Raw genomic sequence first — 24,065 nt, forward strand, 5'->3', positions numbered from 1 at the left:
TTAACTACATGCAAGAAGCGTGCCAACTTCAAAAGCCTGAAAACGCTTTATAAAGTCAGAAATAGACCCTGCAAATTATTTCGCACCCTGCAAATTATTTCATGCTATTTATTTCAATGTTATATTTTTCAATTTTATAATATAAGTTTCTCACCGATACATTCAATACTTTAGCAGTAGCCGTTTTATTACCATTATTCTGCTCTAAAACGGTTTGAATTATATTTTTTTCATACTTTTCAATTTGGGTTGCAAGATCTTCCGCTCCTTGAAACGGAAGTTCAGCTGCGTTGACGAGGGGTTTTGATGTATTTTCTAATTGAGGTAAATGTTTTCCATCGATTTGGACTTCATTGTAGTTCATGAAGATGATGGCTCTCCCCAGCACGTTCTCAAGCTCCCGCACATTCCCCGGCCAATGATAATTCATCAGCTTGTTCACAGCAGTAGCCGACAATCCCTCGACGTTTCTTCCATAGTCCTGGTTGATCTTTGTAATCAGGGCTTCGGAAATGAGTGGAATATCGGATTTACGCTGCCTTAACGGAGGAATTTGAATCGGCATCCGGTTGAGGCGATAGTACAGATCTTCCCTGAAAGATCCATCGGCTATTCCCTTTTCAAGGTTGACGTTGGTTGCAGCAATGACACGGACATTGATTTGGATCGATTTCGTCCCTCCGACCCTCACGATTTCATTTTCCTGCAGGACCCTCAATAATTTCGCTTGAGTATTGGCACTCAATTCCCCTATTTCGTCAAGGAAGATACTCCCATTATTCGCCTCTTCGAACAAGCCGCGTTTTCCACCACGCTTGGCACCGGAGAATGCACCTTCTTCATACCCGAATAATTCGCTTTCCAAAAGGCTCTCCGATAATGCGGCGCAGTTGACCCTGAGGAATTTATTGAATTTACGGTCACTAGCATTATGTATGGCGTGGGCAAATAATTCCTTCCCAGTCCCTGATTCTCCGCGAAGAAGAACGGTAGCAGGGGTTTTCGCACCCAGCTTGGCTTGCTCGATGGCAATCATCATTTCCTCTGAGTCACCAATGATATCCTCGAACATATACTTCGCTTCAAGGGTGCGGATGATTCTCCTCGCCCGGTCCAATTCCTGGGTAAGAGATTGTATTTCCGACATGTCATGAATGACACCGACACTTCCCTTAAGCTTATTGTTTACAATGATGGGGGCCACATTCACGATGACTTCTTTACGGTTCGGTCCTACCCGCATTCTTGTCCCACGGATCGCTCTCCGTGTTTGAAGCACTTTCAAATGAATACTCTCGCCTTCTGAAATATCCGCCGTCGCAGGCTTCCCGATCACTTCCTCCCGGGTAAGTCCCGTGATTCTCGTGTAAGCAGGGTTGATCATGATCCCCTTACCCTCTTCATCGACGACTGAAATCGCGTCATCGCTGGAATGGATGATGGCTTCGAGCATCGTCTGAATTTCTTTAAGATTGGTTATCTCCTCTGCCAGATTCACCACTTCGGTAATATCTTTAAACACCGAAAAGGCACCGATGATTTCGTCCTGCTCTGTGATCATCGGAATCCGATTGGAGATGATCTTCAATCCGTTCCCAAGGATAACTTCCTGATTGATTTCTGTCCGTCTTGTTTCGATCGTTCTGGTCAGCTTACTCTCAGGTATCACTTCCGAAATATGAAGGCCCATCACATCTTCCTGACTCTTTCCGATCATTCGCTCTGCACTTTTATTAAATAGCATAACGATGCCTTGATCATCGATCCCGACCATGCCATCATCCGTTGAATTAAAGATAAGATCCCTTTTAAAGGACTCGCTCGTCAATTGATGGATAAGCTCCTCTTTTTCTTCAAGGAGCTTCGAAATAAGGAAAGCCACACTTCCAGGGATTAAAACTGTATTCTTTCCACGATGATCCCTTATCTGTTCAAACACTTCCTGTTCACCGGTCACCTCGATGACGATATCCAGAGAGTCACTGAGGAATGGTCTCCAATCTGTACCAACAGGGATACCAAGTTCCTTTGAGAGCTTAATACCTGAAGCGTTTTCATTTAAATCTACTACGGCAATCACTTTCATGACGGAAACTTCGTGGAGGATTTGCAGGATGGCTGTTCCACCCTTTCCACCGCCGACAATTAGAACCTCTTGCAACTTTCTTCACCCCGAGACGTGCAATTTTTTTCACATCCATAATGTTACACTACTTTTCGAAACTTGACAATTCTCTGCTTGGAGTTAGAATTTTAGTATGGAAACGAAAAGGAGTTATGCATCTCATGGTCCGTTTTATTGCCCTGATTATCATGTTGATCCCCGGAGCATTAGCAGCTCTTGGGATTAAGCTGATGAGAGATATGCTGTTTGGAATCCTGCAGCCTCCGATCCCTTATCTTTGGCTCCAGTTCATTATCGGGTTAGTCTTTTTTGTTTGCGGATTGGGGTTCATTGCAGGGTTCGTACTGCACCGTGATCGTAAACGCAATAAAGTTCAGTCCCGATTCAACAAGAAAGGCTAGCGCTGCAAATGCGCTAGCCTTTTTTACTTTCCCTCAGCTTCCATGCCTTTTCAGGATAGTCCGTGACAAATGCAGTGCAGCCCAAACTCAATAATCTCTCCATTTGATCCACCTTATTTACCGTGTATGGTCTGACACCGATTCCGTTATTCATCGCTTCAATGATCATCTCATCCCTGACCGCTTTCAGGTTGGGGTGTATCGCTTTCGCCCTTAATGATTGGGCATAGATCCAGGGCATGAATAAGCGTGATGAGTAGAGCGGCGCGATTTCCACGGAAGGCTCAAAACGGTAACATGCCACAATCGAATAATGATTAAACGAAGAGATGATGATCCGTTCCTCGAACCTGAACTCCCTGATCAATCCGATCACCTTTTCTTCCAGGCCTTGATAATCCATGATACTGTTTTTCAACTCGATGTTACAAAGGAGTTCATTCCCTTTCAACCACAGAAACACCTCCCTTAATGAGGGGACACGGTTTTTCTTGAATAATTTACTCTTAAATTTAAAGTTCGCTTGGAGCTTTTGAATTTCGTTTATTGTATAATCTTTGACGAACCCTTTTCCGTTTGTCGTCCGGTCAACGGTTTCATCATGTATGACGACTACTTCTCCGTCTTTGGTCAGCTGAACGTCCAATTCGATTCCATCAGCCTTCACCCTTTCAGCTTCATAAAAAGCTTCCATTGTGTTTTCTGGATGGGTACCTGCAGATCCACGGTGAGCAAAAATCAGCGTCATGAGTTCACTTCCCTCGTTTGTATATATGTACATTCTTTCACTTATAGAATCCAATGACTGACTTCATTATATACTTATTTGATCTCTTCTCAAAGGATGAACCTTTTTAAAAACATCATCAAAAAACCCTGAGAAACTCAGGGTTTTTCCGAATTAATGGTCGCACCTGATTAGAACCAACGGCATCCGCATCTGCGGCGGTTGTCCATTTCACCAGCAACATCGTTCTCTCTGCAACGGCGAACGGCTCTACAGAAATCTTCTCCTCTGATATAAGCTTTGACAGGAACTCTGAAGTTGTTGTCGGAAGTACCAGCTACATTATTGTTTCTGCAACGGTCAGAAGCTCCACCTACATTATCGTTATTACGATAACATCCCATGGTCTCACCTCCCCCTTTAGTTGTTTTGCACTACACTTTATCTTATGTGTAAAGGGACAGGCTGTAAGGGCAAACCACCATTTTTTTCGAAAAAAGGCGTTTGTTACTGTGGGGACTGACGCGGGAGCCAATGCCGGGAGTCGATTACGCTGATATAATAAAACCCCGTGAATAAGGGCTCACAGGGTCGCTCGATTGTACATTCAGTTTGAATGGTGTTCAGCCTATTCCTAACTCTTTCAAGAAGCCATATGCTCCAGACGAAGTTTGTCCGCTACCATGGCAATGAACTCCGAGTTGGTCGGCTTTGCCTTGGACATGCTGACGGTGTATCCGAATAAAGAGGAAATGGAATCAATATTCCCTCTGCTCCAGGCCACTTCAATCGCATGACGGATCGCCCGTTCCACCCTTGATGCGGTGGTATTGTATTTCTTGGCAATATCCGGGTAAAGGACCTTTGTGATGGATCCGAGCAATTCGATATCGTTATACACCATAGAAATCGCTTCACGTAAATACAAGTATCCTTTAATATGTGCCGGCACGCCGATTTCGTGGATGATGCTCGTGATACTTGCATCCAGGTTTCTAGGTTTTTGCTCTGTATTCATTCTGGATGAGGAAGGTTTTTTGATGATTGAGTTTGATTTACCGCTGACTTGTCTTATATGGCTCACTAGATTTTCCATATCGAATGGTTTTAAAATAAAATAAGAAGCTCCAAGGTCGACAGCTTTCTTCGTCACATCTTCCTGTCCGAAGGCCGTAAGCATGATGACATTGGGAATGCCCTTCTTTTCACGAAGTCGCTCCAGCACTGCCAGACCGTCCAAATGGGGCATGATGATATCAAGGACCAGGACATCCGGATCGACTTCATCCAATAATTCTAAACAATCTTGACCATTATGGGCAATCCCTACCACTTCCATATCATTTTGCGAAGCAATGTAGTCCTCCAATAAAGACGTCAGCTCACGGTTATCATCCACAACACATACTTTAATCGATTTCACTACAGGTTTCCTCCTCAATCCTAATTAATTCATCTCTGTAATTTTATTCTAAATTACTTTTTCGACAATGCAACCTAAATTCCTTTTATTTTTGAAAAAAACTTGAAAATTATTATATTTTCTTTGATTTTCTAACGATTTCTTTATATTTCGACCCTATTCGATATTTTTGATTCGGTTTGTCGAATATTCTTTATTTTATCAAGGACCAGCTCTCTTTGGCAAACGGATGTGAGTAAGAATTCTGTGATATCCCCTAGCTCTACAAAAAAAAGAACCCTTATAAGTACCCGATTTCGGTACTTTCGTAAGGGTTTTCCACTTTCAGCTTGCCCGGTTATGATCTTTTTTATAAATATCTATTCCTGCTTCACTCAGCATCCATTCAATGTGTACCCCGTATCCGCTGGTCGGATCATTGACAAACACATGGGTGACCGCTCCGATGACCTTCCCATTTTGGATAATCGGGCTCCCGCTCATCCCCTGTACGATTCCACCTGTTTTCTTAAGCAGCTCGGGATCCGTCACTTTCAATACCATCCCTTTTGTTGCGGGATATTTCTGTGGGATGGTACTGACGATTTCAATATCGTACATTTCCACTTCTTTTCCATCCACGACAGTTAAGATTTGTGCCGGACCTTCTTTTACTTGGTGAGACAGCGCGATAGGCATCGGCTTATCCATCAGTTCATTTTTAATGGACTGATTTAATTCACCAAAAATCCCAAAAGGACTGTTCCGCTTAATGTTACCGATGATGTTCCGGTCAGATGAAAAGCGTGCCAGTTTCTCTCCTGGTTTTCCATCCGTGCCTTTTTGAATCGAAGTGACTTCGGAATTCACGATTTCCCCGTTTTCGACGACGATTGGTTTTTTTGTATCCATATCTGAAATCACATGGCCGAGGGCACCGTATTTCTTGGACTTAGGATCATAAAATGTCATCGTACCGATACCTGCTGCTGAATCACGGATGTACAGGCCCAATTTATAATTTTTGTCCCCTTTTTCTTTCAATGGAAGCAATTGTGTCTTTACGGTCTTTTGATCTCGCTTGATCACGACATCTAGAGATTTTGCTTCTTCTCCTGCTTTCTGAACAAAAGGAGCAACATCGGCAAGTTCTTCAATTTTCGTTCCATTAATTTCAGTAATCATGTCCCCTACCTGAATGCCGGCTTTTTCTCCGGGAGACATTTTCCCTCCATCCGTTTCCACCAGATGATGACCAACGACTAACACCCCAACAGTATTTAATTTGACTCCAATGGATTGTCCACCGGGAATCACTTTGAAATCTTTCAGTACTTCTACATCGACCTTTTTAATGGGCAGGCCGGCAAGCTCGAAGACCACTTCGTCCTTACCTACAGAATTCCCCTGGATGGAGAGCTGACCTTTCCCTTCTCTTACTTGAACATGCTCATTATGCGACGAACCCATGGTTGTAACGGATGCAGCCTTAGGGAGAGCAACTTGATCCCCTGCCATCATCCTTACAGAGTTCGGAGTATCGATAAACTGTTGAACCGGTTTGTAAAAACCAATAAGACAAAGCGAAACAAGGAGAATTCCACCTATACATTTCCTTAACCAATCTAAACTCAATATATTCACTCTCCTCGCTTCTAATCCACAAACACTTATTATTGGCTACAGTTTTAATTTTGCCTTTAAAGACTACATTTATAACTGGTAATCATGAAAAAAAAGCTACCCGAAATGGATAGCTTTTCATGTCTCTTTGATTGAACCTGCCAATTGAAGTAATTCCTTTGCATGTTCCAAAGTCAGATCAGTTATTTCCACACCCGAAATCATACGGGAAATTTCCCTGATCTTATCTTTTTCCTGAAGACGTTTCACCATTGTGCTCGTCCTGCCACCTGACATTTTTTTCGAAATGAACAAGTGACAATCGGCCATGGCGGCCACCTGAGGCAAGTGAGAGATGCACATCACTTGCGAATGGACAGCAACCTGATAAATCTTTTCAGCGATGGCCTGGGCGACCCTGCCGCTAACACCTGTATCAACCTCATCAAAAATGATCGATGTAATCCCTTGATGCTTTGAAAAAATGGTTTTAAGGGCAAGCATGATCCGTGACAGTTCCCCGCCTGAAGCCACCTTAGACAGCTGCTTCAACGGTTCTCCAGGATTGGTGGAGATATAAAACTCCACCGTATCCCAACCATCTTTCTTGAAATGTTGAAAAGAGAAGGATTCGTTTTCTCCGCTTTTGACAAATCGGACTTCGAATTTCGTCTTATCCATATACAGCTGCTTTAACTGCGCATGAATACTTGCGGTCAATTTCTTCGCCCAAAGTTTTCTCGTATCGGAAAGATTTTTCGCCTCGAGGGATAAATCTTTTTCAAGTGACTGTAATTTACTTTGTAATTGTTCAACATGGGAATCTTTATTCACGATTGTTTCAATTTCTTCTTCGATCTTGGAACTATAGGTCAGAATCTCTTCCACCGATGAGCCATATTTTCTCTTAAGCCCATTTATTTCATTCAACCTCGCCTCAATCAGGTCCAGACGATTCGGCTCGAATTCAAGCATATCCAGCCCTCCCCTGACTTGATGGGCGGCATCTTCAAGAATATAATACGCATTCGATACGGATTCAAGCGTCTTTTCATACTGTGAATCGACTTCGGCAGCGGTTTCAAGATGGCTCATGGCAAGTCCTGCCCAGTCCATCCCCTTTCTTTCCCCTTGTATGCTGTCATAGGAGGTCTGAAGCGCTTCAAAAAGCCTTTCAAAGTTCATCAGTTTCCGTTTCTCTTCCTGCAACTGTTCATCTTCATTGAGCTGCAGATTCGCATCCTGGATTTCTTTAAGCTGAAATTGAATGAGATCCAGTCGATGAGCCATTTCCTGTTCATTTTCATTCAATCTTTTCAGCTGCTTATAGATGGACAGATACTCTTTATAGACTTGTCCGTAACTGGATAAACCGGATGCAATATCCTTCCCTCCGAATTGATCTAATAAGGAAAGATGAAGGCTTTCATTCATGAGTTCCTGATGTTCGTGCTGTCCGTGGATATCAATAAGAGATGCCCCGACTTCCCTCATGATGGCGATCGTCACCAGCTTGCCATTAATTCTGCAAACACTTTTCCCCGTGCTCGAGATATCCCTTCTTAGGACGATCATACCTTCCTCGATCTCGATCCCGAAGTCTGCCGCTTTCTGAAAGCAGGGGTGCGTTTCATTATCAAGAATAAATAACCCTTCAATTTCTGCCTTCTTCTCCCCATGCCGCACATACTCAGAGGACCCTCTGCCGCCAACGAGCAAATGGATGGCGTCGATGATGATCGACTTACCCGCACCCGTCTCACCTGATAATACAGTCAAACCTTCTTCAAACGAAAGGGAAAGGGAATCGATAATGGCGAAATTTTTGATTGATAGTTCTTGTAGCAAAACATTCACCTCAAATAAAAAGGAACTTTCCCCTCAAAATTATGAAAAAGAAAAGCTTCCTATTGGATTTTGTATGAAGGGCATATAATAGCCCAATGATCGTAGTTAATCGTTTACAGCATATCTAAGAATCGTTCTGAAACGACTTTCGTTTCTTCTTCCGTGCGGCAAATGATCAAACAGGTGTCATCCCCGCAAATGGTCCCAAGAATCTCTTCCCAGTCCAGATTATCGATTAAAGCCCCAATGGCATTTGCATTTCCGGGTAACGTTTTCATCACCAGCATATGCCCAGCCTGATCCACTTTCACGAACGCATCCGTCAGTGTACGTTTCAATTTCTGAAGTGGATTAAAGCGCTGATCAGCCGGCAAGCTGTATTTGTATCTGCCATCCATCAGCGGAACCTTTACAAGATGGAGCTCCTTGATATCCCTGGATACGGTTGCCTGCGTCACATTAAACCCCGCATTCTTCAGGCTTTCCACCAGCTCATCCTGCGTTTCCACATCTCTATTCGTAATGATTTCCCTGATTTTAATATGTCTTTGCCCTTTGTTCATCATAGAACATACACCTCTTACATTGGATTAAATCCTGTATAAATATACCTCTACGCTTATGTTAGCCTATTTTGTTGGGAAGTACAATAAAAAAGAAAAGCGGAGGCGGCTTGGGCAGGCCCGACAAGCATAAGATGAATCGACCAGAAAGGCGTCCTTGGCCTTTTTGGTCGATTTAGCTTATGACCTCGAGGGACTAGCCGCCGGAGCTAGACAAAAGAAAAGCGGAAGGGGCTCGCACTGGGGCGACAAGCATAAGACGAGTCACACTAAAAGGCGCTCTTTAGCCTTTTTGGGTGACTTGGCTTATGACCTCGAGCCCCAAGCCCCTGGAGCTGGACAATGAAAAGCGGAGGCGGCTTGGGTTGAGGCGACAAGCATAAGTCGAACATCCCACAAAGGCGATCTTTGCCTTTTTGGGATGTTTGGCTTATGACCTCGAGCCTCTAGCCGCCGGAGCTAGACAATGAAAAGCGGAGGCGGCTTGGGAACGACTACTACCGTTGTTAGGATATTATCGACTTTGCTTCCAACGCCTTCTTCGATATACATTAATGGTCTTTATGAAAAAAGCCACTCTCCAAAGAAGAGTGACCCTATCTTTACTGCTGTGTTTTCGCCTTAAATTGACTATGCGCTTCCTCGATCACGTCATCCGGTGTGTTGGTAAGAAGGGACTCCCCTTCACCTTCTTGCCCCGGCCATTTCAGATGGATGAGAAATTCTATATTCCCATCCCCGCCTGTAATGGGGGAATAAGATAATCCTGCTATATGATAGCCTTCATTAACCGCTAAAGTCATGATTTTTTCGATGACCATTTTGTGCACGGCAGGATCTCTTACGATGCCTTTTTTCCCGACCTGGTCCTTACCCGCTTCGAATTGCGGCTTGATTAAAGCGACACAATCCCCTCCAGGAACCAATAAGGTTTTCAGGACAGGCAAGATCAACGAAAGGGAAATAAAGGATACATCGATGGAGGCAAAGCTCGGCATTTCCCCTTGGAGATCCGCCGGGGTCACGTAACGGAAATTGGTCCGTTCCATGACCACGACACGCTCATCCTGTCTTAGCTTCCAGGCTAATTGGTTGTATCCTACATCAAGGGCATAGGACATCTTCGCACCATTTTGGAGGGCACAATCCGTAAACCCGCCAGTGGAAGCACCGATATCGATCATCACTTTACCGTCCACATCCACATCGAAGACCTGGAGAGCTTTCTCAAGCTTCAAACCGCCTCGGCTTACATAGGGAATCACTTTCCCCTTCATCGTAAGGGGAATATCTTCATTCACCTTTTCCCCAGGCTTGTCCAGTCTCATTTCATTGGAATAGACAAGACCCGCCATGACAGCCCGTTTCGCTTTTTCTCTTGTTTCAATTAATCCTCGTTCTACCAGAAGTACGTCTACACGTTGTTTTTTTACTTTCATCATTAAGCCCTTTTTTGTTTTTTTGGAGTGATCGTTAAGATGCGATCCACTATGTTTTCTTTGGTCATCCCGATTTCATTCAATAATTCCTTCACGCTTCCATGCTCGATGAAATAGTCCGGAATACCGATGCGGTCGATCACGGCGTCATGTAAGCCCTGTTCCTGTGCAAATTCAAGAACACCGCTTCCGAAACCGCCTTGAAGAACGGCTTCTTCGATCGTCAGTACAGGCATCTCTTCTTCCAGGACCCTTTTCAGCATGTTCTCATCCATCGGTTTGATGAAACGTGCGTTTACAACCCGAACCGAAAGTCCCTGCTTTTCTAGGTCTGCTGCCGCTTCCATGGCCATCGGGATAGTCGTTCCGAAAGTCAGGATCGCTGCATCGGTTCCCTGTTTCAATACTTCCCACGATCCGATCGGGATCGTTGAAAGTTCCCCGTCCATCGGTACTCCATACCCGTTTCCGCGGGGATAACGGAGAGCGATGGGACCATCATTATATTGAAGTGCCGTATTGACAAGGTGCTGTCCTTCATTCTCGTCTTTCGGCATCATGATGACCATATTCGGTAAATGTCTTAAAAAGGCGATATCGAACACACCTTGATGGGTTTCACCATCGGCCCCTACCAATCCTGCCCGGTCGATCCCGATGAAGACGTTTAAGTTTTGGCGGCAGATATCGTGAACCACCTGATCGTACGCCCGTTGCAGGAAGGTAGAATAAATCGCTAAGAAAGGCTTCATATCCTGAGTGGCAAGACCGGCAGCGACCGTAGTGGCATGCTGCTCGGCAATCCCCACATCGAACATCCGATCAGGAAATTCTTCTGCAAAGCCGAGAAGCTTGGAGCCTACCGGCATAGCCGGGGTAATCGCCACAATCCGTTCATCCTCACGGGCAACCCTACGGACCGTCTCACTGACAAGTCCACTCCACGATGGAGGTGCGTTCACAGGTTTGATCAGATCTCCGGTATCGATCTTGTACGGCCCGGTGCCATGCCAGGTTCCTTTTTTGTCTGACTCTGCGGGATGAAACCCTTTTCCTTTTTTCGTGATTACGTGTAAAAGGACCGGGCCTTTGGTTTTCTTGGCATATTGAATGTTTTCAGCGAGATCATTATAATCATGTCCATCAATCGGTCCAAGATATGTAAAACCGAGCTCCTCAAAGAACATTCCGGAAACGAATAAATACTTCAAGCTATCCTTTACCCGTTCCGCTGTACTGGCTAATTTGCCTCCAACAGCAGGGATGCGCTTGAGGATATACTCCATTTCATCCTTCACCCAGTTGTATTTCCCTGCCGTACGCAAACGGCCAAGTACACTGTGAAGGGCCCCTACATTAGGAGCGATGGACATTTCATTGTCATTAAGTACAACGATCATGTCTTTCTTTTCATGACCGATGTGATTCAATGCTTCAAGTGCCATTCCGCCCGTCAAGGCACCATCTCCGATCACCGGGATGATGTATGAATCTTCTTTTTTAACGTCTCTCGCAATCGCCATACCCATGGCTGCCGATAATGAAGTAGAACTATGACCGGTTTCCCATACATCATGCTCACTTTCATTCCGCTTTGGAAAACCGCATAATCCCTTATACTGACGGAGGGTATCAAACTGACAGGCCCTGCCGGTTAAAATTTTATGAACATACGATTGGTGACCAACATCCCAAAGGATTTTATCTTTTGGACTGGAAAAATGTTTATGAAGGGCAACGGTTAATTCGACCACCCCTAAGTTTGGACCAATATGACCGCCGGTTTCGGATAGATTCTTGATCAAGAATTGGCGAATCTCTTGGCTGAGCTCTTCCAACTGTACATTCGACATGTTCTTTAGAAAAGAAGGCTCCTTTATTGATAATAGATCCATGGGGTCCACTCACTTTCATCACTAAATATTTTGTTTCTCACGCTTAAGACCTTTTTTCTTGTTTTTATCTTTTTTGTCTTTTTTATCTTTAATCAATACGATATGAAATCGATCTTCGAGGAATTGTAGAACTTTACCAACTCTAAATATTATATCCTTAGAATAGGTGATAGCAAACGTTTTTCCAAGCGCTTTGCCTCCGACTGTCAATGAAGCGATGATGCTTGTCAGAGTTACACTCACGATATACTCCTTCAAGGACCCGCCTTCAAGGTGAAAGGAAACCGCCAGTTGGATCAGAACAATGGCCGATGCCGTACCGCTAATGATTCCTGAAATATCACCGATCACGTCGTTACAGAAGCTCGCGAACCGATCTGCGTTACGTACAATTTTAATTGAATATTTGGCCCCGTACACCTTTTTGGCTGCCATGGCATGAAAAGGAGTTTCATCAGCCGCCGTTGCAGCGATTCCCAGCATATCAAAAAAGATCCCGATGAAGACGATGATCAACACGACGATGAGCCCTGTGAACCACGCGACTCCATTTAAAACCATATTGGATGCAACTGAAAAAATAGCCGCTAACACAAATGTGATAACGGCAATGCTGACACTCCACTTTATTGAGTTTTTCATTGTTTCATTCATTATCGTTTAAACACACCGTTTCTACTGTGTAAATAGTTTGGTTATATGTAATTGGGGGGTCATATAAAGAGTAAAAATTGCAGCTTAGGTCCAGTAGGTTTTCCCAATCAGGTACCGGATGTTGCCATACCGGCGGTTTCCCATTAAACCCGACTTAGCCGCGTCACCACAAGCTAGACTGGATTACCACTTAGTCCGCACTATAATCCTCTTTATATGTCCGAATATGAACAGTCTAGGAGTTTTCCTCAACAGTCCTTAACGCAATCCTTAGCCTCTTTTGCAAAGAGGATTTCATATGGGCGAAAAAGCACATATCAATGGCCAACTGATGTGTACCCTGTAACCATAATCCCCTCTCTCTTCACTCAAGGCAGGCTACGCTGCTAGTGAATCATCACATCGCAGGTTCATACTTTGTTCTTATTGCATATGCTTAATGCCAGCATAAGAAACAAAGCCTCCGCGGCTCGCGGGTCAACGCCCACATGCCATTGTGGATCGCCCTCAAGCCTTACTCCCAGATATGACCCAAAGCTGGGCGCCTCAAGCCAATTCCAGGAACTTCATCGATGTGCCCTTTAGTGGATTTTTAGGCCCACCTTCAGGATTGGTGGACTGACTAGAATACTGCACCACCCCAAATTTTATTCTAATCGTATTATAACATATGTTAAATCTTTTGCTCAAATATAGAATGTTTCAATGATTTCGGGAAACGATCAGTCGGGCAATTTCTGCCAGGAGGCCGGAGTCCACCGGCAAGTTAGTAAGGGCAGTCAATGCTTCGTCAAGATGAAATTGAAGCTTCTCCTTCGCACCTTTCATCGTCAAAAGACTTGGATATGTACTCTTATGTTTCGATTCATCGCTCCCAACGGGTTTACCAATCATTTCTTCAGATCCCTCAATATCGAGGATATCATCCTGAATTTGGAATGCGAGGCCGATGTGGTAGGAAAAGCGTTCAAGTAGCTCGAGTTCATTGGCGGACGCCCCTGAAATGATCCCCCCGGCCAATACGCTGAATATGAGTAACTTCCCTGTTTTATGAACGTGAATGTTCTCAAGCTCCTGAACGGTTAACCTCTTATTCTCCCCTTCGATATCGGCAACCTGACCGCCGACCATGCCCTCCGGACCGGCACACCGTGCGAGAAGGGCAATCAGCTTCACCTTTTGATCATTTGTTAAGGCACTATCTTCTGCAATGAGCTGAAAACTATATGTCAAGAGACCATCGCCTGCAAGAATCGCCGCTGCCTCCCCAAAAATCTTATGGTTGGTCGGCTTGCCTCTCCTTAAATCGTCATCATCCATGGAAGGAAGATCATCATGGATCAAGGAATATGTATGAATCATTTCAAGGGCAGATGCCGTATTAAGCCCGAGTATCGGGTCTTGATTGAACGTCCTTATTGCAGCCAGCAGGAGGATGGGACGTATCCTTTTCCCGCCTGCCTTGAGGGAATAAATCATGGCCTCCTTTAAAACAAGGGGTATCTTAAGGCCTTCGACGGTCTCAACCATGTGCTTGGTGATCGATTCCCCATGTTCCTCTTGAAACTCTTTCAGTGTAATGGGAGGATACATGTATTATTCCTCCTCATCGAGATCAAAGGTTTTTTCCCCTTCATCCGTCATCATTTTGGTTAATTGATTTTCTGCTTTTTGCAACGTATCATGGCAGTATTTCGAAAGACCCATCCCTTTTTGGTAAAATTCCAGTGCCTTCTCGAGGGGAACTTCCCCTTCTTCCAATTTCTCAACGATCTCTTCCAACTGATCCATAGCTGTTTCAAATGATAGTTCTTCTTTAGACTTTGCCATTTCGCTCACGCTCCTCAACAGATTCAACTTCACAATGTATTTTTCCATCTCTGACATTAATCTCTAAGCGGTCGCCTGCTTTTACTTGCTGAGATGATTTAATCAAATGGCCTTCATCCCGGTAAACGAGGCTGTAACCCCTGTCCATGATTTTCAATGGACTGAGGGCATGCAAGGTGGACAGTGCTGATGTGAAACGATGATTCTTTTCTTTCAACACTTGTTTAAACTGCTTTTCAAGCACCGTTTGCATAAATAATACCCGTTCATGCTGCACCTTGATGATTTGGGATGGGTGAACACGCTCGAGCCTTGAATGGAGCCCGGATATTCGATCCCGGTTTTGTTTCACATGCATACCTATATTTCTTTGCAGCTGATCTGTCAGCCGGTCGACGGTTTCGATCTTCTGCTGATAGAGATTTCTGGGATTTCTCAAAGCATACGATTTGGTTAATCCATTTAAGCGGCTTCGTTCACTTTGGAGCTTTGTTTTAAACGATTTAATCAGCCTTAATTTCCGGTTCATGATTCTTTCCAATAGATCTTCAATATGAGGAACAGCTAATTCCCCGGCAGCCGTCGGCGTTGGTGCCCTCAGATCCGCCACAAAATCTGCGATCGTAAAGTCCGTCTCATGTCCCACTGCAGAAATGACGGGAACCTCAGACTCGACGATGGCTTTTGCCACGACTTCTTCATTGAATGCCCACAACTCTTCAATCGAACCGCCCCCCCGGCCGATGATCAACACGTCTATTTCACCGTGCTCATTCACCTTCCTCATCGCACCGGCAATCGAGCCTGCCGCTTGATCACCCTGGACCAGAGCAGGATAGACGAGGATTTCTCCGATTGGATACCGCCGCTTGATGGTTGTGATGATGTCTCGGATCGCAGCTCCCGTCGGAGAGGTGACCACAGCGATCCGCTTCGGAAACTTAGGGATCATCCGTTTGCGGCCCTGCTCAAAATAACCAGCTTTCTCGAGCTTCTCCTTCAACTGTTCATACGCTAAATAAAGCTCACCGATTCCATCGGGCTGCATTTCTTTCACATAGATCTGATATTGCCCGCCTGACTCATAAACGGATATATCTCCGCGGATCAATACATTCATCCCATTTTCCGGCCTGAATTTCAGTGATTGATTATGACTTGAAAACATCACAGACAATATCCGGGCCTTTTCATCTTTCAGAGTAAAGTACATATGTCCGCTTGAGTGTCTTTTGAAATTGGAAATTTCGCCCCGTACAAACAAGTTGGACAGATGTGGGTCCCTGTCGAATTTACGTTTTATGTATTTTGTCAGAGCTTGTACCGTTAAATAACGTGATTGATCAAGTTCCATGCTCACTGACTCCTTTGTCCCTTGCATCAAATGAATTTTATATGCAGGAATACGGAAAGGGACCAGCGATTAGCCGTCCCTTTCCTTTAATGTTACGTATATTGTACTATTTTTTAACCGTTTTGGCGATTCCGGAGAGCCAACTCTGCAGATTTCACGGTGTTATAGAGAAGCATGGTGATGGTCATCGGACCGACTCCACCGGGAACCGGTGTGATTTTCCCTGCTTTCCCCTTTACTTCCGCAAAATTCACGTCACCACACAGTTTGCCCTCTTCGTTGCGATTCATGCCTACATCGATGACGACAGCCCCGGGTTTGATGTCTTCAGCACCGATCAGATTCGCTTTGCCTACGGCAGAAACGATAATATCCGCCTGCTTTGTAAAGGAAGACATATTGGCCGTTTTCGAGTGACAAAACGTCACTGTCGCATTCCGATTCAGGAATAAGTGACCTGCCGGCTTACCGACAATGTTACTTCGCCCTAAAATGACGACATGTTTTCCTTCCACCGAAATGTTTTCGTATTCAAGCATCTTCATGATACCAAGTGGTGTGCAGGAATAGAAAGTATCTTGATTCGTCACCATTTTCCCAATGGAAACTGGATGAAAGCCGTCCACATCCTTCGATGGAGAAATCGTTTCAATCACTGTAATCGGGTTGATATGCTCCGGCAGGGGAAGTTGAACGAGAATTCCATGAATGTGGTCCTGTTCATTCAATTCTCTGATTTTCCCAAGCAACTCTTCTTGTGTAAGAGTGGATTCATATAAATAAAGCTCTGAATGGATCCCTAGATTACTGCATGCCTTCCTCTTCATTTTCACATAAGAATGGGAGGCATGGTTATCACCCACCAGGATGACAGCCAGGCCAGGTGTGACTTCCTGCTCCTTCAGCTGTTCAATCTGACTCTTTAATTGCTGCCGGTAATGATCTGCAATGAGCTTTCCATCAATTATAGAAGCTGACATTCTCTCGCCCCCTTACATTGTTAAGATTGACTTACCTTTGAAAGGACACCATTGATAAATTTACTGGATTGATCATCACCAAAGATCTTTGCTATTTCAACCGCTTCATTAATCACCACATTATTCGGAACGTCTTCTACAAACAGAAGCTCATACACGCCTAAACGCAGAATATTGCGATCGACTTTTGCCAGACGGTCAAAAGACCATTTCTCCAGGCTTTCACGAATATGTCCATCAATCCGTTCCTGATTCTCCATGAAGCCGAGAACGATCTGCTCTAGATAAGCATCCATCTTCTCCTCTTCCTCCAACACGTTCCTTAGGGCAACCTCCGGCTGAATCCCACTCATATCTATTTGAAATAACGCCTGTAAAGCCTTTTCACGGGCAACTCTTCTCTTCATCTTATATTTACTCCTTTAACTCCATCAATTTTCATACCTTTGATAATAGCACAAACCAAGGGCATAACGCACGCGTATGTAAAAAAATCAATATTCTGACAGAAAAGCGGAGCCGACTGGGCTGGCCCGACAAGCATAAGATGAATGGGCCGGGAAGGCGCTTTTTGCCTTCATGGACCATTCACCTTATGACCTCGAGGGACAAGGAGGCGGAGCTGGACAACTCGAAAAGCGGAGGCGGGTTGGTCAGGCCCGACAAGCATTTCTGGGAAATCCCTGAAGGCGTTCTTTGCCTTTGGGGATTTCCCAGAAATGACCTCGAGGGACTACCCGCCGGAGTTGGACAACTCGAAAAGCGGAGGGGATTTGCCAGAGGCGACAAGCATATGACGAACCATCCGGAAAGGCGTTCTTTTGCCTTTTTGGATGATTTGACATATGACCTCGAGCCTCTAATCCCCGGAGCTGGATCACAAAAAAAAGAACGGACCCCTAAAGGACCGTCCTTCCCCATTACATTTCATCTTCAATTTCAGCTTCAAACTTTTGGTTTTCAAATTGAACGCCAACGATATGCACATTCACTTCATCTGCTTCGAGAGCAGTCATGTTAAGCAATGCTTGACGGATGTTGTCCTGGATCTTCTGAGCGACCGTCGGGATGGCTACACCGAATTTCATGATGCAGTATACATCCACGATGATTCCTTCTTCGGCCAGTTCCACTTTGACACCTTTACCGTGGTTTTTCTTTCCGAGACGTTCGACGACACCTGTGGCAAAATTTCCGCGCATTTGGGATACGCCTTCGACTTCTGACGCGGCGATTCCTGCGATTACTTCAATCACTTCAGGTGCGATTTCAATTTTCCCAAGACCGTCTTTACCGTGAGACATTTGTAAAAGGTTTTGATTTTCCGCCATGTAAGGCACCTCCTGAATTCACACTAGGATTTCATTACTTCATATTTTTCTAAGAATTTCGTATTGAATTCCCCACCTACAAAGGTTTCATGATCTAATAGTCTCAGATGGAACGGAATGGTTGTGTGTATGCCTTCAACCACAAATTCACTTAGAGCCCGTTTCATCCTTGAAATAGCTTCTTCACGTGTCGCTCCATAGGTAATCACTTTGGCAATCATGCTGTCGTAATATGGAGGGATCATATAACCAGGATATGCGGCTGAGTCGACTCTTACGCCAATGCCGCCAGGTGGAAGATACATTTCGATCCGGCCTGCTGAAGGCATGAAATTTTTCTCTGGATTCTCTGCATTGATACGGCATTCGATGGCCCAGCCAGTAAACGTTACTTCTTCCTGTGTCAGGGAAAGCTTTTGTCCTGATGCCACTAGAATCTGTTCCTTAATCAAATCAACACCTGTTACTTGTTCGGTTACAGGATGTTCCACCTGGATACGCGTATTCATTTCCATAAAGTAGAATGATTGGTTAACGTAGTCATATATAAATTCTACCGTGCCGGCACCTGTATAATCAACCGCTTTGGCTGCTTTTACTGCCGCTTCCCCCATTTTAACACGATTCTCTTCTGTTAAAGCAGGTGACGGTGTTTCTTCAATCAGTTTTTGAAGGCGGCGTTGAATCGTACAGTCCCGCTCACCAAGGTGGATCACGTTTCCGAAGTTATCAGCGAGAACCTGAATTTCCACATGCCTGAAGTCCTCGATGAACTTCTCGATATATACACCAGGGTTTCCGAATGCCGTCATGGCTTCCTGCTGGGTGATCGTCACCCCTTTGATAAGCTCTTCCTGACTTTTCGCGACACGGATCCCTTTTCCTCCACCACCGGCAGTGGCTTTGATGATGACGGGATAACCCATTGCTTCAGCAAGCTGAACCGCATCATCTGCATCCTTCACAATGCCTTTTGAACCAGGTACAATCGGAACGCCTGCTTCCCTCATCGTTTCACGGGCGACGTCTTTCGTCCCCATCTTAGAGATGGCTTCTGGTGAAGGACCAATGAAGATGATGTTGCAATCGCGGCACAGCTCTGCAAAGTCAGAGTTCTCAGCTAGAAATCCGTATCCCGGGTGGATGGCATCACAATCTGTCAGTTTTGCCACGCTAATGATGTTTGTGAAATTCAGGTAGCTGTCTTTCGATGCAGTAGGTCCGATGCAATACGCTTCATCCGCTAATTGAACATGGAGTGCCTCTTTATCAGCTTCAGAATAAACGGCTACACTTTCAATGCCTAAATCTCGGCATGCACGTATGATACGTACAGCAATTTCTCCTCGATTGGCGATTAATACCTTTTTTATCATATCTATTTTCGCTCCTTATTCAGGTTTAACCAAGAATAACGGCTGACCATATTCCACTAATTGACCGTCTTTTACTAAAATTTCTACGATTTCACCTTTTGCTTCGGCTTCGATTTCATTAAATAGTTTCATCGCTTCTACAATGCATACGACTGAGCTTTCATCGACTTTATCTCCTACTTTTACATATGGACCTGATTCAGGGGAAGAAGATTGGTAGAACGTCCCAACCATCGGAGACGTGATTTTATGTAAGTTGGAATCCTCGACTTGTGCTTGAGGAGCTTCCTTATCTTCTGCTTTTGCAGAAGGGGCAGCATCCTGCACTGGTGCCTGCTGTACCGCCTGGGCTGCCGGTTTCACTTCTTCCACTGCTTGTACCGCCGGTTGGGCAGAAACCGTTACACCAATATTTTTCTTTAAGTTAATCTTTGAACCATCATGCTCGTATGTAAACTCTTCAACACTGGATTGATCTACGAGTTTGATTATTTCGCGAATTTCTTGAATTTTCAACACTGTTGACACCCCTCTTATAGTTTAAAAAATTATGACTAGCTACTAACATCATACGATAATACCACGTATAAATTCAATATGCGATTCCTACCATCCTGTTAAGCGCATACAACTCTACCTCTATTCTAGACCTTTTTCGGTGAAAAATAAAATAATAGAAAAGGATTTTTCATTTTTGTGATAAAAAGGGACTTTAAGGGACATTTCCTTGTCCAAACATAAATAAGCCGCCTAAAGGTTCTCCTTTAGGCGGCTCCTGGTCCTATCGTTTAGTTTGCAGGCTGGAATTCCACTGCTACGGGCTTCATTTGTCCCACTTCACTCATGACCAGTCGGATGATTTCATTCGCATCCGCTTTAGAGTGCTCTTTGTCTGATTTCACTGTGATCCGGATGTTCTCTCCGTTCGCTCTGACAAGGGCATCGTCATAACCCATTGTTTTAATCATCGTTTCCAGGACCGATTCCGTCATGGCTAACTCACGAAGGTTTTCCATTTGCTCATAGGCTGCACTCTTTTCTTCCGCTGACACATCCGCATTTGCAACCTTTGCTTCCAACTCTTCTCGGAGCTGATCACGCTGGTCTGTCACTTCAATACGCAATGCTTCGAACATTTCGTTTCCAGCGGCATCGGTCACGACTTCCATGCCATTGCCTGACATTGTCTCTTTATCTCCACCCTTTGCCTGCTCTTTCCCATCCTTCTCTTGATAAGCCATATCTGTCGCTTGTTGTGTTGGTGAGGTAATGTAGTAAACCGAAAGGACGATCACAAGACTCAACATCGTTAATAACCAAACCGTTTGTTTTTTAAGTAACATCTATCATTTCCCCCTTATTGTTTGGGCAGGACCGATACCCGGTGACTTGGAACGTCAAGGGCACGGGTGACGGCCTCTATAATCCATTTTTTGATTTGTATGTTATCGGCTCCCTTTGCTACTACAAGGACACCGGTGACTTTAGGTTTTTTTGTTTCTTTCACAATGGGAACTTCCTTATCACCGTTGTTCACAATGACGATTTCTTCTTCCCGGGACTTATCTTCAATCGACCGCTTTCCACCTTCTTTATCTGCTTCATCAGTGGATTGTATTTTTGTCGATTCATTCTTCTCATACACTTTTGATTCCGTTGCCTCCACATTGACCACGACATATACATCGCTGACCCCTACGATTTGATCAAGGGCTTCTTTCAACTGATTCTCGTATTGATCTTCATACCCCCTCATGGAGCCATCCGACTCCTTTTGACCGGATCCGAATGTCGCCACCTCTTCAGGGGTTCCTCCATCCACCTGCTTCGCAACCTCAAGCCCTTTATCTCCGCTCCACAGATCGCTGATCAGCATGAATGCCACTCCTACGAGGAGCACTATGAGAAAATAATGCAGCCTTTTGCCTTTTTTCCCACTGGGTGGAGAGTTCGCGTCTTCCTTTGATAACCATTCCTTCAACATATTCAGCGGACCTTTATTAAAGTTCATTCGCTTCCCCAGTCCCCCCTTCAACTGTAATGATTATTTTGTCTTGTGATAGATTCCATTGCTCGGCTAGTAAGGAGGCAAGTTGGGACGTATCTTCGTCGGATGTTTTCTTTCTCGCTTCAGATCCCGTATCGATCTCCACGTTTTGGACTGTTTCAATGGTGCTTTCTTTTTCACTTTCCTTTTCTTTCACAATCACTGACACTTCTGTAATACTGTCTGGTAGATTCTCTACGTCATCAGCTTGTATGGTCACCTTCTCAATGACTTTGCCGTGCTCATCCATCATCTCCTTTTCTGCTAGTTGTTTCATTTGGACAGCCATCTGTTCTAAAATATATGCACGTTGTGAGGCTTGTATTTCTTTTTTCTTCATTTCTATTTCATTTTCCATCGATTTATTCTGAGAAGGTCCATTTAAATCGATGGAATTCATCACCTCATCAAAATCCGTGGACATCAATTTAAAGAGTGGTGTGAGGATGATGGTGATCAATAATAAGCCGGTCACGATTTTGGCATATTTCTGCATGTTGGAGCTTGGGAGCAGCATGTCAATGACGGTGGCTAAGAGAACAAAGATAATGATATTTGTAATCCAATCGGTTAGAAATGACATGACGGGTCCTCCTTATCGCATCATCATCGTAATATTTCCCGCTGCAATGATGACGGTAAGACTTAAGAAAAACATAAAGGACACGATGGCCAGGGCCGCAAAGACATAAATCACACTCTTTGCGATCGTATCCAGGCATTCAATCACCGGTCCTCCCCCGAGAGGTTGAAGGAGAGCGGCAGCCAATTTGTATATAAATGCAATCATCAAGATCTTGATGGCCGGAAAGGCTGCAATGATCAATACGATGGCTACACCTGCTATCCCCACCGTATTTTTCAATAGGACCGATGCGCTGATCACTGTATCCGTTGCATCCGTGAACATCCTCCCGATGACCGGGACAAAGTTGCCTGTCACAAATTTCGCTGTGCGGATCGTTATGCCGTCCGTGACGGCAGCAGTCGCACCCTGTACGGATATCACCCCAAGAAAGACCGTCATGAACGCCCCTAACAGACCGATGCTCCAAGTTCTCAATAGCTGAGCCAACTGAGTCACTTTATAATGACTGGAAAGGGTGCTTACAATGCTCAGAAGGGCGGATAGGAATAACAGGGGCAGCACGACATTTTGAATGAGTAAACCGCTTGTATTCATCAGGAAAATGATGACGGGATGAAAGAAAGCTGCCGAAACCACACCTCCTGAAGCGGCAATGAGGGCAAGCAGCAGCGGGATAAGGGCGATGATGAAATGAACCATGGTGGAGATGGCATCCCTGGTGTAGTCGATTGCCACATGAAAACTATTCAGGGCGATGATGATCAACACCATGAAAATGATGCTGTAAGCCACCTTGCTGACGCTTCCACCTTCGAAAGCATTTTGCAGGGACTGGAGAAACATGCTGAAGATCGTGAGCATGATCAGGGTTCCCAATAACTTCCCATTCATCACAAGCTCCTGAAAGGCAAATTTGAAGATTCCGCTGAACCATGCCTTGAATGAGAACTCTTTCTCGCCTTTCATGAAATCGATCAAACTGCCTTTTTGGCTTTCGGGAAGATAGCCGCCGTATTGATCCACGATACTATTCCAGTATCCCGTCAATTCTTCAACGCCTAACCGGTCCAGCTGCGCATCAATCATCTCCTGCTGAATCGTTGTGTCGGGAGGGTTCTGTTCATCTCCTTCTTCTGCTTGTCCACTTGAGGATGCGACGAAAAAGATAACGAGTGCTGTGACGAGTATCCGATATAATTGCAACATTCATTCCACCTCTTAACGTTTCACTTATCCAGTCGGAATCATATTGATGATCGTTTCAATGATGACTGTCAGAATGGGAACAGCCATTGCCAATATTAATATCTTTCCGGCAAGCTCCACTTTCGCTGCCAGTGCCCCCTGACCGGCATCTTTCGTAATATGTGAAGCGAATTCCGCTATGTAAGCGATGCCGATGATTTTAAGGATTGTTTCCACATACACCATGTTCACGTGTGCGTTTGCTGCCAATTTCTCAATCATATGGATGATGGAATAAATTTGATCAATAAGGAATAAAAAAATCGTACATCCTGTAAATACTATGAGCAGGAAGGCAAAATTAGGTTTTTGCTCTTTTACGATTAAAGCAAGGAAAGTCGCAACCAGTGCAATACCTACTATTTGGATGATTTCAATCGCGGACGCCCCCTTATCCTTGATACAAGAAGACCGATTTTATCTTCTGGAACAAATCATCGACAATCGAAGCCACCATGAACAAGATGTAGATGAATCCGAATAACGTCACCCATTGGGCATATTCCTTCTTCCCAACCTGGTCTAAAATCGTATGCAAAAAGGCGACGACGATCCCTACTCCGGCAATCTTGAAAATTATATCCACGTCAATTCCCATGTTTGTTTCCCTCCTGGTTTCTAAGCCTCATCCTTATG

Annotated in this window: 24 protein-coding genes; 1 reads left to right on the forward strand and 23 read right to left on the reverse strand. The window is 44.6% G+C overall.

Features of this window, described 5'->3' with window-relative positions; genetic code table 11:
- Nucleotides 1-94: 94 nt before the first annotated feature.
- Entirely contained in the window at nucleotides 95-2,161 is a 2,067-nt protein-coding gene (locus tag NQ095_RS01570) for a sigma 54-interacting transcriptional regulator (protein WP_258261758.1), read from the reverse strand.
- 125 nt (nucleotides 2,162-2,286) lie between these two features.
- On the opposite strand from NQ095_RS01570, the gene NQ095_RS01575 reads away from it, so the two are divergent.
- Nucleotides 2,287-2,526, forward strand: a complete 240-nt coding sequence (locus NQ095_RS01575; RefSeq protein WP_258261759.1) for a DUF2627 domain-containing protein — start codon at nucleotides 2,287-2,289, stop codon at nucleotides 2,524-2,526.
- A 13-nt stretch (nucleotides 2,527-2,539) separates the two neighbouring features.
- Here NQ095_RS01575 and NQ095_RS01580 read toward each other — a convergent pair whose 3' ends face one another.
- From NQ095_RS01580 to spoIIIAC, 22 genes are all read right to left on the reverse strand, one after another.
- On the reverse strand, nucleotides 2,540-3,274 hold the full coding sequence (locus NQ095_RS01580) for a glycerophosphodiester phosphodiesterase (protein WP_258261760.1): 735 nt from the start codon (nucleotides 3,272-3,274) through the stop codon (nucleotides 2,540-2,542).
- A gap of 622 nt (nucleotides 3,275-3,896) precedes the next feature.
- Entirely contained in the window at nucleotides 3,897-4,676 is a 780-nt protein-coding gene (gene spo0A, locus NQ095_RS01585) for a sporulation transcription factor Spo0A (protein WP_258261761.1), read from the reverse strand.
- Between the two features lie 324 nt (nucleotides 4,677-5,000).
- Entirely contained in the window at nucleotides 5,001-6,290 is a 1,290-nt protein-coding gene (spoIVB, locus tag NQ095_RS01590) for a SpoIVB peptidase (protein ID WP_258261762.1), read from the reverse strand.
- 126 nt (nucleotides 6,291-6,416) lie between these two features.
- Nucleotides 6,417-8,126, reverse strand: a complete 1,710-nt coding sequence (gene recN / locus NQ095_RS01595) for a DNA repair protein RecN (RefSeq protein WP_258261763.1) — start codon at nucleotides 8,124-8,126, stop codon at nucleotides 6,417-6,419.
- A gap of 113 nt (nucleotides 8,127-8,239) precedes the next feature.
- A complete protein-coding gene (ahrC, locus tag NQ095_RS01600) occupies nucleotides 8,240-8,689 on the reverse strand; it encodes a transcriptional regulator AhrC/ArgR (protein ID WP_060672439.1) in 450 nt (149 codons plus the stop codon).
- A gap of 602 nt (nucleotides 8,690-9,291) precedes the next feature.
- A complete protein-coding gene (locus NQ095_RS01605; protein ID WP_258261845.1) occupies nucleotides 9,292-10,128 on the reverse strand; it encodes a TlyA family RNA methyltransferase in 837 nt (278 codons plus the stop codon).
- 2 nt (nucleotides 10,129-10,130) lie between these two features.
- Nucleotides 10,131-12,023: a 1-deoxy-D-xylulose-5-phosphate synthase gene (gene dxs / locus NQ095_RS01610; protein ID WP_258261764.1), complete on the reverse strand. Its 1,893-nt coding sequence runs from the start codon at nucleotides 12,021-12,023 to the stop codon at nucleotides 10,131-10,133.
- 21 nt (nucleotides 12,024-12,044) lie between these two features.
- The gene (locus tag NQ095_RS01615) at nucleotides 12,045-12,677 is read right to left on the reverse strand and encodes a hypothetical protein (protein ID WP_258261765.1); all 633 of its coding nucleotides are present in this window, start codon (nucleotides 12,675-12,677) and stop codon (nucleotides 12,045-12,047) included.
- Nucleotides 12,678-13,379: 702 nt separating this feature from the next.
- Nucleotides 13,380-14,270 carry a polyprenyl synthetase family protein gene (locus NQ095_RS01620; protein WP_309137594.1) on the reverse strand — a complete coding sequence of 297 codons (891 nt, stop codon included), beginning with the start codon at nucleotides 14,268-14,270 and terminating at the stop codon, nucleotides 13,380-13,382.
- A gap of 3 nt (nucleotides 14,271-14,273) precedes the next feature.
- Complete coding sequence (gene xseB / locus NQ095_RS01625; RefSeq protein WP_258261766.1) at nucleotides 14,274-14,507, reverse strand: exodeoxyribonuclease VII small subunit; 234 nt, start codon at nucleotides 14,505-14,507, stop codon at nucleotides 14,274-14,276.
- The gene (gene xseA, locus NQ095_RS01630) at nucleotides 14,494-15,861 is read right to left on the reverse strand and encodes an exodeoxyribonuclease VII large subunit (protein WP_258261767.1); all 1,368 of its coding nucleotides are present in this window, start codon (nucleotides 15,859-15,861) and stop codon (nucleotides 14,494-14,496) included. Before xseA ends, xseB begins: the two co-directional genes overlap by 14 nt.
- Nucleotides 15,862-15,974: 113 nt before the next feature.
- A complete protein-coding gene (gene folD, locus NQ095_RS01635; RefSeq protein WP_258261768.1) occupies nucleotides 15,975-16,841 on the reverse strand; it encodes a bifunctional methylenetetrahydrofolate dehydrogenase/methenyltetrahydrofolate cyclohydrolase FolD in 867 nt (288 codons plus the stop codon).
- A 20-nt stretch (nucleotides 16,842-16,861) separates the two neighbouring features.
- Entirely contained in the window at nucleotides 16,862-17,248 is a 387-nt protein-coding gene (nusB, locus tag NQ095_RS01640) for a transcription antitermination factor NusB (protein ID WP_258261769.1), read from the reverse strand.
- Nucleotides 17,249-17,761: 513 nt separating this feature from the next.
- On the reverse strand, nucleotides 17,762-18,172 hold the full coding sequence (locus NQ095_RS01645) for an Asp23/Gls24 family envelope stress response protein (RefSeq protein WP_034758025.1): 411 nt from the start codon (nucleotides 18,170-18,172) through the stop codon (nucleotides 17,762-17,764).
- 23 nt (nucleotides 18,173-18,195) lie between these two features.
- Nucleotides 18,196-19,548, reverse strand: coding sequence for an acetyl-CoA carboxylase biotin carboxylase subunit (accC, locus tag NQ095_RS01650; protein WP_258261770.1), 1,353 nt, complete (start codon nucleotides 19,546-19,548; stop codon nucleotides 18,196-18,198).
- 15 nt (nucleotides 19,549-19,563) lie between these two features.
- Nucleotides 19,564-20,067, reverse strand: coding sequence for an acetyl-CoA carboxylase biotin carboxyl carrier protein (gene accB / locus NQ095_RS01655; protein WP_258261771.1), 504 nt, complete (start codon nucleotides 20,065-20,067; stop codon nucleotides 19,564-19,566).
- A gap of 269 nt (nucleotides 20,068-20,336) precedes the next feature.
- Nucleotides 20,337-20,891, reverse strand: coding sequence for a SpoIIIAH-like family protein (locus NQ095_RS01660; protein ID WP_258261772.1), 555 nt, complete (start codon nucleotides 20,889-20,891; stop codon nucleotides 20,337-20,339).
- 14 nt (nucleotides 20,892-20,905) lie between these two features.
- Nucleotides 20,906-21,559: a stage III sporulation protein AG gene (gene spoIIIAG / locus NQ095_RS01665; protein WP_258261773.1), complete on the reverse strand. Its 654-nt coding sequence runs from the start codon at nucleotides 21,557-21,559 to the stop codon at nucleotides 20,906-20,908.
- Nucleotides 21,549-22,178, reverse strand: coding sequence for a stage III sporulation protein AF (spoIIIAF, locus tag NQ095_RS01670; protein WP_258261774.1), 630 nt, complete (start codon nucleotides 22,176-22,178; stop codon nucleotides 21,549-21,551). Before spoIIIAF ends, spoIIIAG begins: the two co-directional genes overlap by 11 nt.
- A gap of 12 nt (nucleotides 22,179-22,190) precedes the next feature.
- A complete protein-coding gene (gene spoIIIAE / locus NQ095_RS01675) occupies nucleotides 22,191-23,390 on the reverse strand; it encodes a stage III sporulation protein AE (RefSeq protein ID WP_258261775.1) in 1,200 nt (399 codons plus the stop codon).
- Nucleotides 23,391-23,414: 24 nt separating this feature from the next.
- Nucleotides 23,415-23,807, reverse strand: a complete 393-nt coding sequence (gene spoIIIAD / locus NQ095_RS01680) for a stage III sporulation protein AD (RefSeq protein WP_258261847.1) — start codon at nucleotides 23,805-23,807, stop codon at nucleotides 23,415-23,417.
- Between the two features lie 13 nt (nucleotides 23,808-23,820).
- Complete coding sequence (spoIIIAC, locus tag NQ095_RS01685; protein ID WP_034758004.1) at nucleotides 23,821-24,027, reverse strand: stage III sporulation protein AC; 207 nt, start codon at nucleotides 24,025-24,027, stop codon at nucleotides 23,821-23,823.
- Between the last annotated feature and the right edge of the window lie 38 nt (nucleotides 24,028-24,065).

It is taken from the genome of Rossellomorea sp. SC111, from assembly GCF_024733565.1.
Lineage (GTDB): Bacteria > Bacillota > Bacilli > Bacillales > Bacillaceae_B > Rossellomorea.

Bases quoted from the DNA above. Each gene is read 5' to 3' on its own strand.
- NQ095_RS01620 (WP_309137594.1), bottom strand. From the start codon at position 14,270: ATGTATCCTCCCATTACACTGAAAGAGTTTCAAGAGGAACATGGGGAA.
- NQ095_RS01645 (WP_034758025.1), bottom strand. From the start codon at position 18,172: ATGGCGGAAAATCAAAACCTTTTACAAATGTCTCACGGTAAAGACGGT.
- NQ095_RS01605 (WP_258261845.1), bottom strand. From the start codon at position 10,128: ATGAAAGTAAAAAAACAACGTGTAGACGTACTTCTGGTAGAACGAGGA.
- NQ095_RS01575 (WP_258261759.1), top strand. From the start codon at position 2,287: ATGGTCCGTTTTATTGCCCTGATTATCATGTTGATCCCCGGAGCATTA.
- dxs (WP_258261764.1), bottom strand. From the start codon at position 12,023: ATGGATCTATTATCAATAAAGGAGCCTTCTTTTCTAAAGAACATGTCG.
- xseA (WP_258261767.1), bottom strand. From the start codon at position 15,861: ATGGAACTTGATCAATCACGTTATTTAACGGTACAAGCTCTGACAAAA.
- ahrC (WP_060672439.1), bottom strand. From the start codon at position 8,689: ATGAACAAAGGGCAAAGACATATTAAAATCAGGGAAATCATTACGAAT.
- spoIIIAG (WP_258261773.1), bottom strand. From the start codon at position 21,559: ATGAACTTTAATAAAGGTCCGCTGAATATGTTGAAGGAATGGTTATCA.
- NQ095_RS01660 (WP_258261772.1), bottom strand. From the start codon at position 20,891: ATGTTACTTAAAAAACAAACGGTTTGGTTATTAACGATGTTGAGTCTT.
- nusB (WP_258261769.1), bottom strand. From the start codon at position 17,248: ATGAAGAGAAGAGTTGCCCGTGAAAAGGCTTTACAGGCGTTATTTCAA.
- spoIIIAE (WP_258261775.1), bottom strand. From the start codon at position 23,390: ATGTTGCAATTATATCGGATACTCGTCACAGCACTCGTTATCTTTTTC.
- accC (WP_258261770.1), bottom strand. From the start codon at position 19,548: ATGATAAAAAAGGTATTAATCGCCAATCGAGGAGAAATTGCTGTACGT.
- NQ095_RS01615 (WP_258261765.1), bottom strand. From the start codon at position 12,677: ATGAATGAAACAATGAAAAACTCAATAAAGTGGAGTGTCAGCATTGCC.
- folD (WP_258261768.1), bottom strand. From the start codon at position 16,841: ATGTCAGCTTCTATAATTGATGGAAAGCTCATTGCAGATCATTACCGG.
- spoIIIAC (WP_034758004.1), bottom strand. From the start codon at position 24,027: ATGGGAATTGACGTGGATATAATTTTCAAGATTGCCGGAGTAGGGATC.
- NQ095_RS01580 (WP_258261760.1), bottom strand. From the start codon at position 3,274: ATGACGCTGATTTTTGCTCACCGTGGATCTGCAGGTACCCATCCAGAA.
- xseB (WP_258261766.1), bottom strand. From the start codon at position 14,507: ATGGCAAAGTCTAAAGAAGAACTATCATTTGAAACAGCTATGGATCAG.
- spoIIIAF (WP_258261774.1), bottom strand. From the start codon at position 22,178: ATGTCATTTCTAACCGATTGGATTACAAATATCATTATCTTTGTTCTC.